Source organism: Pseudidiomarina donghaiensis, from assembly GCF_900116895.1.
GTDB classification, from domain to species: Bacteria; Pseudomonadota; Gammaproteobacteria; order Enterobacterales; family Alteromonadaceae; genus Pseudidiomarina; species Pseudidiomarina donghaiensis.
On sequence record NZ_FPCF01000001.1, the window covers coordinates 709,066 to 722,306 of the forward strand.

At 48.3% G+C, this 13,241-nt stretch carries 13 protein-coding genes; all 13 read right to left on the reverse strand.

Annotated features, from left to right (window positions below):
• Positions 1-50: 50 nt before the first annotated feature.
• Positions 51-851 (reverse strand): septal ring lytic transglycosylase RlpA family protein, encoded by an 801-nt coding sequence (locus BM334_RS03340; RefSeq protein ID WP_198677335.1) that lies wholly within the window; start codon positions 849-851, stop codon positions 51-53.
• Entirely contained in the window at positions 848-1,861 is a 1,014-nt protein-coding gene (mltB, locus tag BM334_RS03345) for a lytic murein transglycosylase B (RefSeq protein ID WP_092837876.1), read from the reverse strand. The genes BM334_RS03340 and mltB overlap by 4 nt, the downstream gene beginning before the upstream one ends.
• A 27-nt stretch (positions 1,862-1,888) precedes the next feature.
• Positions 1,889-2,998 (reverse strand): rod shape-determining protein RodA, encoded by a 1,110-nt coding sequence (gene rodA / locus BM334_RS03350; RefSeq protein WP_092837879.1) that lies wholly within the window; start codon positions 2,996-2,998, stop codon positions 1,889-1,891.
• Entirely contained in the window at positions 2,985-4,859 is a 1,875-nt protein-coding gene (gene mrdA / locus BM334_RS03355; RefSeq protein ID WP_092837882.1) for a penicillin-binding protein 2, read from the reverse strand. Before mrdA ends, rodA begins: the two co-directional genes overlap by 14 nt.
• A gap of 12 nt (positions 4,860-4,871) precedes the next feature.
• On the reverse strand, positions 4,872-5,342 hold the full coding sequence (rlmH, locus tag BM334_RS03360; RefSeq protein ID WP_092837885.1) for a 23S rRNA (pseudouridine(1915)-N(3))-methyltransferase RlmH: 471 nt from the start codon (positions 5,340-5,342) through the stop codon (positions 4,872-4,874).
• Complete coding sequence (gene rsfS / locus BM334_RS03365; RefSeq protein WP_055438258.1) at positions 5,342-5,665, reverse strand: ribosome silencing factor; 324 nt, start codon at positions 5,663-5,665, stop codon at positions 5,342-5,344. The genes rlmH and rsfS overlap by 1 nt, the downstream gene beginning before the upstream one ends.
• A 75-nt stretch (positions 5,666-5,740) precedes the next feature.
• Positions 5,741-6,370 (reverse strand): nicotinate-nucleotide adenylyltransferase, encoded by a 630-nt coding sequence (gene nadD / locus BM334_RS03370; protein WP_092837888.1) that lies wholly within the window; start codon positions 6,368-6,370, stop codon positions 5,741-5,743.
• Positions 6,367-7,401 (reverse strand): DNA polymerase III subunit delta, encoded by a 1,035-nt coding sequence (holA, locus tag BM334_RS03375; RefSeq protein ID WP_092837891.1) that lies wholly within the window; start codon positions 7,399-7,401, stop codon positions 6,367-6,369. The genes nadD and holA overlap by 4 nt, the downstream gene beginning before the upstream one ends.
• Positions 7,402-7,409: 8 nt before the next feature.
• A complete protein-coding gene (locus tag BM334_RS03380) occupies positions 7,410-7,901 on the reverse strand; it encodes an LPS-assembly lipoprotein LptE (RefSeq protein ID WP_241970892.1) in 492 nt (163 codons plus the stop codon).
• A 34-nt stretch (positions 7,902-7,935) separates the two neighbouring features.
• The gene (gene leuS / locus BM334_RS03385; RefSeq protein ID WP_177215014.1) at positions 7,936-10,521 is read right to left on the reverse strand and encodes a leucine--tRNA ligase; all 2,586 of its coding nucleotides are present in this window, start codon (positions 10,519-10,521) and stop codon (positions 7,936-7,938) included.
• Positions 10,522-10,563: 42 nt separating this feature from the next.
• Complete coding sequence (locus tag BM334_RS03390; protein ID WP_055438254.1) at positions 10,564-10,755, reverse strand: hypothetical protein; 192 nt, start codon at positions 10,753-10,755, stop codon at positions 10,564-10,566.
• A 48-nt stretch (positions 10,756-10,803) separates the two neighbouring features.
• Positions 10,804-12,348 carry an apolipoprotein N-acyltransferase gene (gene lnt, locus BM334_RS03395; protein WP_092837897.1) on the reverse strand — a complete coding sequence of 515 codons (1,545 nt, stop codon included), beginning with the start codon at positions 12,346-12,348 and terminating at the stop codon, positions 10,804-10,806.
• On the reverse strand, positions 12,349-13,227 hold the full coding sequence (corC, locus tag BM334_RS03400; protein WP_092839256.1) for a CNNM family magnesium/cobalt transport protein CorC: 879 nt from the start codon (positions 13,225-13,227) through the stop codon (positions 12,349-12,351).
• Positions 13,228-13,241 lie beyond the last annotated feature (14 nt).

Consider the following 13,241-nt stretch of genomic DNA (forward strand, 5'->3'; position numbering starts at 1 on the left):
AAGATAAAAGGATGCTGAATATAGCATGAATGGCAGTCAATTAGCACTGCCTAGGGCACCGCGACCCGAAATGCGTCGGGATAACCTTGTGTGCGTAGCTGTTCCAACAACGAATTGGTTTGTGGTTCAGCAAACGGGCCCAAAACTAACTTGTATAGACCATCGTTTGGCTGAGTAGTTGCAGGAACTTGGTATAAATTCTGTAACTTTTCGGCTTCAGCTTTTAACCGTTCAGGGTCACTGCCAGCGTGCACTTGAATATAATATTGCTGAGTGGTGGAATCGGTTAAGGGAGGCGTGGTTGCTAACGCCCCGTTGGCTTCACTGGGCTGCAATGCTTCAATACGAACCTTAGCGGTACCAGACTTCAACATATCAAGCTTGTAAGCCGCAACGTAAGATAAATCGATAATGCGATTACCATGGAACGGACCACGGTCGTTAACACGCACCACGACACTCTTATTATTACTGAGGTTTGTCACCCGCACGTAAGTAGGAAGCGGCAGCGTTTTATGCGCCGCGCTCATGGCATACATGTCGTAAGTTTCGCCGTTTGAGGTTAAATGGCCGTGAAACTTTTCGCCATACCACGAGGCCACCCCTTCTTGGGAAAACTCATTGACGTCATCCAAAATGTGCCAGGTTTTACCAAATAATGAATAGGTGCGATTACCTTGCCGACTCGGAGGTTCGAACGATGGGGTCGGCTCCACTAGTTCTTCCGGGCTAGGTAAGCGACTTGGAATCGAGTCGTGCTTTTGGCTGTAGCGTGAAGGTGGTGCACTCGAGCATGCAGCGAGTAACAACACAACACTGCAAAAAGATATAAAGCGTGACGCGTTCATCATTGTTGAGACTGTTTTGCTTGTTGTAATTGCTGGCTAAACTGGTACACAGCCATGGCGTACAAAGGGCTGTGGTTATAGCGCGTAATAACATAGAAGTTGGTTAAACCAAGCCAATACTCGTGGCCTTGCTCCAACTCAAAACTGAATACCTTGGCTTGATAATCTGAAGCGAGCTCGGTAGGCAGCTTTAAACCCATTTGTTGCAACTCGGCAATGCTTTGGTCCGGCTTGAGGCCTTTGCTGACAAATTTTTCAAAAGAGTCTTCTGTTCCCAGCTGTACGGCTACAGGCTGATTATTTTTCCAGCCATGCTTAGCAAAATAGTTAGCAACGCTGCCAATGGCATCGACAGGATTATTGAGTAGGTCGCGCACGTTGTCACCATCAAAGTCGACAGCGTAATGCCGATACGACGATGAAATAAATTGACCAAAGCCCATTGCGCCTGCGTAAGAGCCTTTTAGCTCAGTTGCAGGTAATTTTTCTTCTCGAGTTAAGAGTAAATATTGTTCCAGTTCTGAACGGAAAAATTTCGCCCGTGGCGGATAATGAAAACCCAAGGTATATAACGCATCGAGAACTTGGTAGTTACCCAAATAACCACCATAAAATGTTTCGACACCAATAATCGCCACAATAATTTCAGCGGGCACGCCATAGTGTTGTTCAGCACGGGTTAAGGTGTCTTGGTGTTCCTGCCAAAACTTCAAGCCAGCGGCTAGGCGCTTTTCGGTTAGAAAAATAGGGTAGTATTGAAACCATGGCTTGGCTTCCCATGGGCGAGCAATAGCTTCGAGAATGGCTTCGTTGCGCTGGGCTTGGCCTAAGAGTTCTTCAACCTGATCACGCTCAAAGTTGTGTTTGGTGACCATTTGTTGCACAAACTGTTCGCGCTGTTGTTGGTAGTCACTCGTGTTACTCGTCGCGGTCGCCTTGGCGGTATTCGCAAAGGTGCTTGATAACGCGACAGTTGCTAGCAACAAACTACGAACCATGAATCGACTCGCCATAAACACTCCTAAGCGCTTGCTATTGTTTTAATCGTGCATCACCAATCGTTTATTGGTTGCAATTGCCATCAGTAAACCAAATCCAGCTAACAATGTCACCATTGATGTGCCACCGTAACTTATCAGCGGCAAGGGTACACCAACCACTGGCAATAAGCCCGAAACCATGCCGATATTTACTAAAACATAAACAAAAAAAGTTAATGTAAGACTTCCGGCAAGCAGTTTTTGATAAATCTTCTGTGCCCGCATGGCAATAATTAATCCGCGAAAAATAATAAAACCATAAACAGCAAAGAGCCCAATAACGCCAACTAAGCCAAACTCTTCACTAAATACAGAAAATATAAAGTCGGTGTGTCGTTCTGGTAAAAATTCAAGTTGTGACTGGGTACCTTGCAACCATCCTTTACCTTCAACACCGCCTGAACCAATAGCAATTTTAGACTGAATAATTTGGTAACCGGCACCCAGTGGGTCGCTTTCTGGATTCAAAAACGTAAGAACTCGCTGACGTTGATAATCACGCATTAAAAACATCCACAAAATAGGAATGAATGCACCAATGCTGATGGCAAAAAAACTGATTAAACGCCAGCTTATACCAGCCAAAAACAGCACAAAAATTCCTGAGCTAGCAATCAAAATAGAGGTGCCCAGGTCGGGTTGTTTGGCAATCATGAGGGTTGGAATCATGAGCAGAATAAAAGCCGCTGCGAGTCGGCGCTTGGTCGGGGGCAAACCTTGTTCGGCAATAAACCAAGCAACCGTCATGGGTACTGCAAGTTTCATGATCTCTGAGGGCTGAATGGTTGCAACGCCAATATTTAACCACCGCTGTGCGCCTTTGCTTGACTCGCCAAATAATAGTACGCCCATAAGCAGCACCACACCTACGGCAAACATAGGCAATGAAAACCGTTCTACAGTGGATAACGGAATTTGGGCAATAACGAGCATTCCCAAAAAGGCGATGCCAATGCGAATAACTTGGCGTTGGGTCATGCCCCAGTCTTGGCCACTCGCGGAGTACACGGTGAACGCGCTGATAACTCCCAGCACTAACAGGGCGACAAATAGTTGCCCGTCAATATGCAGACGCTGCAACCAACGATTGTTCTGCTCAGCGCTGTGCATATTTTTGTTCCTGCTCAAAGTAAAAGTCTAATAACTTACGTGCCATGGGCGCGGCAACACTGCCGCCACCACCTAACGCATTTTCGACGGCAATAATCACAACAAGTTCCGGATTATCAGCCGGCGCGTAACCGACATACATAGCGTTATCACGGTAGCGCTCGGCAATGTCCTCGGCATTGTATTCTTCTTCTTGGCCTAAGCTGCGAACCTGCGCTGTACCGGTTTTACCACCGCTCGTGTAGTTGGCTCCTTTAAATGCGTTGTGCGCCGTGCCTTTGATAGAGCTTACGGTTAAGTCCATGGCTTTTTTCGCAACGTTCCAATGTTTGTCGTTTTTCAACACCACGGGCTCTTTGTTTTCAACGACAGCTGGCAATTTAACTTCACCTTCTTGAATGGCGGCTAATAGTCGCGGTACCGGGCGCTGCCCGCTATTAACCACGACCGCTGTACCAACCGCTAACTGAATGGGGGTTGTCGTCCAATAGCTTTGCCCGATACCAATAGACACGGTTTCGCCGGCATACCACGGTTGATTAAAACGCGCACGCTTCCATCCGCGAGATGGCATCACTGCCGCTGACTCTTCAGAAATATCAATGCCAGTGCGTTCGCCAAAACCATATTGAACCATGTGGTCATGAATTTTATCGATACCAAGTTTTAACGCGAGGTCGTAATAAAAAGTATCGCAGCTTTCGACAATGGCATCGGTGACATTAACCCAACCATGGCCCCAAGCGAGCCAATCGCGATAGCGGTGGTCAACCCCTTCAATTTGAAACCAACCTGGGTCCCAAATTTTAGTGTCCGGTCGAATAATACCTTCATCTAACCCAAGAATTGCAATTTGCGCTTTCACCGTTGAGGCGGGGGGGTAACCGCCCTGAGTTGAGCGGTTTAAGAGCGGTGAATGCTTTGAATTGAGTAAACTTTGGTATTGTGCATAAGAAATACCTTGAGCAAACCAATTGGGGTCATAACTCGGCTTGCTTACCATGGCCCGAATTGCCCCATCACGCGGGTCCATGAGTATAATTGAGCCGCGGTCGTTGCCGAGTAAATCATGGGCGTACTGTTGCAGCTCGACGTCAAGTTCTAAGTGTAAGTCTTGACCGGGTACCGGTGGGTCAATAGATAAAGTACGAATGCTGCGTCCATGAATATCTACTTCAACTTGTTGAAACCCAATTGTGCCGTGTAATAGTTCTTCGTAATAACGCTCAATGCCTAATTTGCCGATAACTCGAGTTGCTGCATAGTTAGCTGATTTTTCTTGTTCTCGAAGGTTCGCGACGTCGCGGCTGTTTATTTTTGCCACATAGCCTAATGCGTGGGTGATCGCTTCACCGTAAGGGTAATGACGCACTAAGCGAGCCTCAATACTCACCCCTGGGAATTCGTGTTGTCGCGCGGCAAATTGTGCGGCTTGTTGCTCTGTTAAGCGATCGCGCAAAATAACCTGATTGAAGCGCCGTTCTCGGCGACGGTTTTCATGAAATTGCGCGATATCGTCGTCAGTGAGCTGAAGAATCGCTTGCAACTGCGCTAGCGTTTGGTCTAAATCGGCGACTTTTTCTGGGGTGACTTCTAAACTAAGTACCGGCCGGTTCTCGGCCAACAAGCGGCCGCGGCGGTCATAAATCAAACCACGATTTGGCGCCAGTGGTACAACTTTAATACGGTTATCGTTGGAGCGAGTCTGTAGGCTTTGGTGCTCAACCACTTGTAATTGGTACATGTTGCTGAGCAGTACGCCAAACACGGCCACGACAATAATCAAACTGACAAAAACGCGACGTGCAAACAATGCCGCTTCAGCATGATGATCTCGAATAGTGACTCGTTTATGCTTCATTGGTGCTTTAGATTACTCGCGATGGTAAGGATGGTTAGCGGTGACGCTCCAAGCCCGATATAAACTCTCTGCGATAATGACACGCACCATGGGGTGAGGCAAGGTTAGCGGTGATAATGACCAACGCTCTTCAGCTGCAGCGATACACTCCGAGGCTAAACCCTCAGGGCCACCCACCAGCAGACTGATATCACGCCCGTCCATCATCCAAGACTCTAAGCGGTTTGCTAGTTGAGGTGTAGTCCAGGCTTTACCAGTGACTTCGAGTGTCACAATACGGTCGCCTTTGCCCACTGCGGCGAGCATGGCTTCGCCTTCTTGCTTGAGTATGCGCGCAATATCAGCGTTTTTACCACGCTTTCCTGCGGCTACTTCAATTAATTCCAGTTGGCAGTCATTTGGAAAACGTTTGGCGTAATTCTGGTAGCCCGTGCTGACCCAGTCGGGCATTTTTTGCCCGACAGCTATCAGCCGCAATCGCATTATTTACGACTCCAAAGCTTTTCGAGCTCATAGAAATCGCGAATGGACTCTTGCATGATGTGGACAATCACATCGCCTAAATCAACTAAAACCCACTCAGAATGCTCGTGGCCTTCAATACCGATTGGTGGAATACCCTGATGCTTCGCTTCGGTTGCCACATGGTTGGCAATACTGCGGACATGAGTTTTCGAGTTGCCCGAACAGATGATCATGTATTCGGCTACATCGGTTTGGTCTTGTACATCGAGTACTTTAATGTCACGACCTTTTAAATCTTCAATTTTATCAACGACGAAATCGCGTAATTGTTCAGCTTGCAAGAGATCAACGCTCCACTTAATAAATAACCAGAAAAATAATGGCGCAGTTTAGCACGAAGCGAGGGTAAAAAGCAGCTAGCGATAGAGTTGATGTTCGGTAATATACTCAGCAACTGAAGCTGGTAACCAATGCTGCCAAGGGGCACCGGTTTGAATAGCGTTACGAATAGCCGTGGCGGAAATATCGTGGGCGGGCGTCTGCGCTATATAAACACGGCCGTGGTGTTGTTCGTGCAAAGCGGCGATAGATTGGACTTCGACTCCATGTAACCATTGCTGTAATTGTTCGCAATAATGCCGCTTTGTATGTGGGCGCTGCATAACAACAAAGTGGGCATGATCAAGTAAATGCTGCCACTGATACCATTGCGGTAGCCCGGCAAAGGCGTCTTCGCCTAGCAAAAATATTAACTTATCGTTCGGCCAGCGTTGTGCTAATTGCTGCAGAGTGAGTGCGGTATAGGATTTACGAGGTTGCTCTAATTCCCACGCCTCAGCCGCGCAGTAAGGTAGTTCTTTCGCGGCTAAAGCGGCCATGGCCAAACGTTGTTGGGCTGTCGCGCCAGGGTAATCTCGATGTGGGGGTTGGGCACTTGGCATTAAATGCAAAATGTCAGCGCCTATTTGTTGTACAACATCAAGTGCTGGGCGCAAATGGCCCCAGTGAATAGGGTCAAAGGTGCCACCTAAAATTGCCCGTATCATGGCCGTATGCCCAATACCTGTTGGGGGCGACAATATAAGGTGACTAAATGGGTTACCAATGTGGGGTAATGCTCGCCGCTGTCGCGTTTAAAGGCAAATTCAATACGAGTCAATAGCTCTGCCGCTTTACTGAGTGCCAGGGCTGGCATGCGCTGGCAGAACTGTCGATAGGCATTCTCTTGATTGCGCCACACGCCGTTGCGGCGACAGGCGTCACTAAAATTCGCAGCCTGTTGCAAGTTACTCACGGTTTGCCACTCACGTTGTAGCATCCAGTTTAAAATGGCTGGCTCAACGTCTTCTTCAAACAATCTTGCCAGACGGTGCAGAGCGTTTTCGAGGTCAGCTTGAATAACCGCTTCTTGTAATGCAAACACATTAAAACGACTTTGATCTTCCGCCGCAGTTTGTATTGCATTAGCAGTAATAGGCTGGGCGAGGTCGGATAAAGCTAGTTTTTGCAGCTCTTGGTCTAATGCGAGTAAGTTCCCTTCAAACCAGTCGGCTAATAGTTGCATCGCGGCACTATCTAGCTGAATATTATGTCGCTGCGCGCGGCTTTGAACAAAGCGGGGCAGTGCCGCGCGATCTGGACTATTCGCAGTGACGACTAACCCTTGGCTCGTTAATTCTTTGTACCATTTGGCTTTAAGTTGCTCTTGTTTGAGTTTCGGGCCAACAACGACCAAAATTTGGTCAGTCGCGGGGGCTTGTGCGTACTGGCGCAGAGCATCGCCGCCATCACGACCGGGTTTGCCTTCTGGCATTTCGAGTTCAACCAACCGCACGCTTGAAAATAAGCTTAAGCTGGCGCTTTGATCAAACAGTTGTTGCCAATCAAATTGACCGTCTTGTAACCATCGCAACCGTTCATCAATACCTTGCTGCCGGGCTTGATGGCGTATAAGTTGCAGTGCATCGTCAATTAACAGTGGGCTATCGCCAAAAATACTCACAATAGGCGGCAAGCCTTGGCGTTCAAAGAAGCCGGGCAATTGTGCAGGAGTTACTTGCGCCGGTGAAGCTTGCATGTTGAGCCTTATTCGATTAATTGAGCAATGGTTTGACGCAATAGCTGACGTGCGGCTTCATCACGCATTTCACGCACTAACACCTCACGCTCGCGAGTTTTCGCAAGTGCAAAGTTTGGGTCATCTTGATAGTCACGATAAACCTCAACTTGCAGCTCTCGCGGTGCTTTGTTGGGCAATAGCAGCTGATAATTTACCGTGTAAATAAGCTCGTACTCAGCAACTTGGCCCGACTGCGACAAAGATAAAGTGCGCCGATCAAGTTGATCATTGATGACCATAACCACCAAACCAGCTTGCTCTGCAGCAACAATTTCAGCGCCAGCTAATTCGAAACGTTGTTTAAGAACACTACGAAACTCGCTAAACGCTGAGGCTTCAATAGCTACGTTATGCATGTTTGGCGGTAACTGATAACTATCACGCAAGTGAAAGCCACACCCAACCAAGGTGAGGGTGACCAACAGTATGACAAGATATTGCAGTAACTTACGCATCATAAGTAGCTATTGTTCCATGTTAGTTTGCGACAATCTAGTTAGCCACAATGTTAAACAGCTTGCCCGGTACATAAATTTGCTTACGTACTGTTTTGCCGTCAATAAAACGCTGTACGTTGTCGTCGGCCATGGCCACTGCGGTAACTTGCTCTTGTGTTGCATCCGCCGGTACGGTGATTTTACTACGTACTTTGCCGTTTACCTGCACTACAACAAGTACCGAAGTTTCAACCAGAGCACTTTCGTCAAAGCTAGGCCACGGGGCAAAGTTAATGTCGCTGGTGTGGCCTAATGCTTGCCACAGGGCTTCACTTAAGTGCGGGGTAATCGGTGCTAGCATACGCACGACAGCGTCAATGGCTTCAGCCATAATACCGCGATCAAGCTCACCGTCTAATGGCGCTTTTTGTAATCGATTAAGCAATTCCATCACTGCAGCAATGGCGGTGTTAAATTGCTGACGACGGCCCATGTCGTCGGAGACTTTTTGAATGGTGCGATGTACTTCGCGACGCAGTTCTTGCTGTGCATCGCTCGCTTGTTCCCAAGCTTGACTGCGCGGCTGCTCAGCAACCTCCACAAAGTCGCCAACCAAGCGCCAAACACGGCGTAAGAAACGCTGCGCGCCTTCAACACCAGAGTCAGCCCACTCCAGCGTTGCTTCTGGTGGCGCCGCGAACATCATAAATAAACGGACGGTGTCTGCGCCGTATTTGTCGATCATAACCTGTGGGTCAATGCCATTGTTCTTTGACTTCGACATTTTGGTCATGCCGCCATGGGTAACTGGCTTACCGTCGCTACGTAATATTGCTTCAACAATGCGGCCTTTTTCGTCGCGGCGAATATCCACGTCAAGCGGTGAATACCACGTGATTTTACCCGAGGCGTCTTCGCGGAAATAACTGTCAGCTAAAACCATGCCTTGGGTTAGTAAGCGTTTGAATGGTTCATCTGAACTCACTAAGCCGGTGTCGCGCAGTAACTTATGGAAAAAGCGAGCATAGAGCAGATGCAAAATTGCGTGTTCAATACCACCAATATATTGATCAACAGGCAGCCAATAGTTGGCTTGCTCAGGGTTTAGCATGCCGTCATGAAAATTAGCGCTACAGTAGCGTGCGTAGTACCACGACGACTCCATAAAGGTGTCGAAGGTGTCAGTTTCATGTTCGGCAGGTTGACCGTTATAGGTGGTTTTGCGCCAGTTTTCATCGGCTTTAATTGGCGACGTTGTACCGTCCATAACCACGTCTTCTGGCAGGCGCACTGGCAATTGGTCGGCTGGAACAGGAACCGACTCACCATTTTCTAAGTTCAACATTGGAATTGGGGTACCCCAATAACGTTGCCGCGAAACGCCCCAATCGCGCAGGCGATAATTGACTTGGCGGCGGCCAATGCCGCGTTGCTCGAGCACATCAGCAATGGCATTAAACGCGTCATCGCTGCTTAAGCCATTATATTGGCCCGAATTAATGGTTGTGCCTTTGGTGGTAATCGCACCTGCGGCAATATCTTCATCGCCGCTAGCCGGGTCAATAACCACTTGAATAGGTAAGTTGTACGCGGTCGCAAATTCCCAATCTCGTTGGTCGTGTGCTGGTACCGCCATAACGGCACCAGAGCCGTAATCCATCAAAACAAAGTTAGCAACCCACACAGGAATTTCTTCGCCGGTCATGGGGTGAACGGCGCGCACGCCGGTGTCCATACCTTTTTTGTCAATGGTCGCCAAGTCGGCTTCGGCCATTTTGGTGTTTTTAATGGACTCAATAAATTGCGCTAGCTCAGGATTATTTTGCGCCGCTTGCTGTGCTAACGGGTGCTGTGCAGCTACCGCCATATAAGTGACACCATATAAGGTGTCTGGGCGAGTAGTGTAAACCGTTAAGTGCTCAGCGCTGTTGGCGATAGTGAAGTCAATTTCGACACCTTCAGAGCGACCAATCCAGTTGCGCTGCATGGTTTTAACTTGCTCTGGCCAACCGTCTAACTGGTCAAGATCGCTCAGTAGTTCATCCGCATAGTCGGTGATTTTAATAAACCATTGCGGAATTTCTTTCTGTTCAACCAATGCACCTGAGCGCCAACCACGACCGTCAATAACTTGCTCGTTAGCAAGTACGGTTTGGTCTATTGGGTCCCAATTGACGGTGGCGTTTTTCTTGTACACTAAGCCTTTCTCAAAAAGTTTAGTGAAAAACCATTGTTCCCAACGGTAATATTCAGGGGTACAGGTCGCAATTTCGCGCGACCAGTCATATCCAAAACCAAGTGATTTAAGCTGGTTACGCATGTAATCAATGTTTTGGTAAGTCCACTTTGCGGGGGCAGTTTTGTTTTGGATAGCCGCATTTTCTGCAGGTAAGCCGAAGGCGTCCCAACCCATTGGTTGCAACACGTTTTTACCTTGCATGCGCTCAAACCGTGCCACAACATCACCTAAAGTGTAGTTACGCACATGGCCCATGTGTAGCTTGCCGCTGGGGTAAGGGAACATTGACAAACAATAAAATTTTTCTTTGTTTGGGTCTTCGTTAACTGTAAAAACCTGATCACGTTCCCAACGTTGTTGAACCGCCGGTTCTACAACGGACGGATCATACTGTTCCGCTATTTTTTCTGCCATTTGACTATCCGTATAACTGCTTAATTAAAATTAAAGTGCGTACCACATCATTAACATGACAACCACGCCAAACAACCCGAAAAATGCGTATTCAAGGCGCTCGCGCTGTTGAGTGTCACGGTTTTCATGACGGTGGAAAACAAACATACCTAGGCTAGAAACACCTAAAGTACCAGAGGCAACTAAGAGTGCGAATAATAGTGCAGCAATTACATTTTCCATGGTGTGTCTCCATGTGGTGACTGATAAAAGGGATTGAATGTGGCTAGTTTACTGATTTTGCTTGCGCTTGACCACGCCGAAATTGGGGAAATATGACGCCAATCGCAGTAAAAGTCCGATTAGTGCAATAAAGCCAGCAAATAGCCATGCGCCTAAACTGCCAATTTTGTGGTAGAGCGTTTGCCCGGTAACCACGTCAACCTTCGTACTTAATGCGGTCGCGGTAAATTGTGGGGCGCGGCCTAATTCGTTGCCGAAGGCGTCAACAACCGCACTAATACCATTGTTGGTAGCGCGTAACAGTGGCCGCCCAAGTTCAAGGGCACGCATGCGGGCAATTTGCATGTGCTGGGCGGGGCCGTGAGAAGCACCAAACCAGGTGTCGTTACTCACGGTTAAAATATAGTCGGTGCTGGTTTGAACATTGTCACGCACTTGCTCTGGGAATGCGATTTCGTAGCAAATGGCGCCGGCCAGTTGAAAGCCATTGGCGCGCAAGTTTGCTTGCTGATAATCGCCTCGGCTGAACGAGCTCATGGGCAAGTCAAATAATGGCGCTAAGGGGCGCAATAAGTCTTCAAAGGGTACAAATTCACCAATAGGTAGCAACTGATGCTTCTGGTAACGATTAGTGTGACCATGCGCGTACGGCTCGATGATATTGTGCGGTGCGTCTTGGCCAAGCACAATCATGGTGTTGAAATACTCACGGTTTTGATAATCAATAATGCCAGTAATTAATGTGGTATCGGTGGCCACCAGTGCGTTGTGAATATTGGTTAGCACATCGTCCGTGTAGGGTTCTGGCATGGTCACCGCAGACTCTGGCCAAACAATAATATCGTGGCTGTCGTAATGGGGTCGGCTTAAGTCCAGATAAGTCATTAACGACTGCCAATGCTGATCAGGGTTCCACTTAATGGATTGCTCAATATTACCTTGTACCAGCAATACGCGAGCTTGTTCACCGGTGTTGTGAATGGGGCTCAGCCACGGCAGCGCGAACGGCACAACTAGTAACACAAACGCCGTGAGGCCAAAGCGCTTTTGTCGCTGTTGCGCCCATACAACCAAGCAAATAGCGATGGCCCACAGTACCGTAGTAATACCGCTGCCACCAAGCCATGGGGCATAGTTGCCCAACCAGCTGTCAGTTTGGGTGTAACCTAATTCAAGCCACGGGAAGCCGGTAAACAACCAACCGCGCAGGCTCTCAGCAATTAGCCAAGTGAGCGGCAGCATAGCGATGGCCGCTGAGCCAAGCCAACGTTCGGTATACTTCCATAGGTACAGCGCAAGGGCAGGGAACAGTGATAAATACAGAAAGAGTGCGGCCAGTACGCCAACTGAAGCTGGCACAGGTAGGCCGCCAAACTGGTCGATACTGACGTAAATCCAGCTTAAGCCGGCACTAAACCAACCGAGGCCAAAGTAGTAGCCAATTCGCCATGCAGCGCCTGGGCTGGCATGGCGGGTTAGCCACAGTAATCCGACCAACACAGGCAGTACTAACCAAGCCTGTTGAAACGGTGCGTAACTAAAAATTAGGCTGCCACCTAGTAATAACGCAGCGAGTCGGGTTTTGTTGTTCATCTAGTCGGCATCTACAGCGTTGCCGGTATCCGCAATGGTTACCTGAAGTTGCTGAATGCGGCGTTTATCTGCGCCGGTGACTTTAAATAGCATACCACCCAAGGTGAGCTCCTCGCCTATTTGTGGCAAGTGACCAAAGCCGTGGGCAACCATGCCACCAATGGTGTCGTATTCTTCGTCACCAAAGTTGGTGTTGAAGTAGTCGTTAAAGTCTTCGATGGTGGTGAGGGCTTTGACCGAATACCGTGATTTATTAATACGGCGAATATCGGCTTTGTTATCTTCGTTGTAATCGGTTTCGTCTTCAATTTCGCCGACAATTTCTTCCAGAATATCTTCAATGGTCACCAAACCGGAAACACCGCCGTATTCGTCCACCACAATCGCCATATGGTAGCGTTGTGAGCGAAACTCTTTCAGCAGTACGTCAACGCGCTTGCTTTCAGGCACAATAACGGCTGGGCGAATAACACTAGCCAATGAGAACTCGTTGTCGGTCATTCCAAAGCCATAGGCAAGAAGGTCTTTGGCTAACAAAATACCTTCAATATGGTCTTTGTTTTCACTAACCACAGGGTAGCGGCTGTGCTGGGCATCAATAACCAGCGGCAAAAACGACTCAACGCTTTGGTTGATATCAATAGTGACCATTTGTGAACGGGGCACCATAATGTCGCGTACTTTTAACTCGGCAACGTCAAGCACACCCTCGATCATTTCTTTGGTGTCGTTGTCGATAAGATCGCGTTCTTCGGCGTCTTGAATTAAATCAACTAACTCTTCGCGGCTGTTCGGTTCTCCGGTGAACATTTGCAACAGTTTGGTTGCCCATGTTTTACGCGCAGAACCGTTGGTAGAGTGTGGATTGTCATCGCTCATGTGCTGTTTTTGCT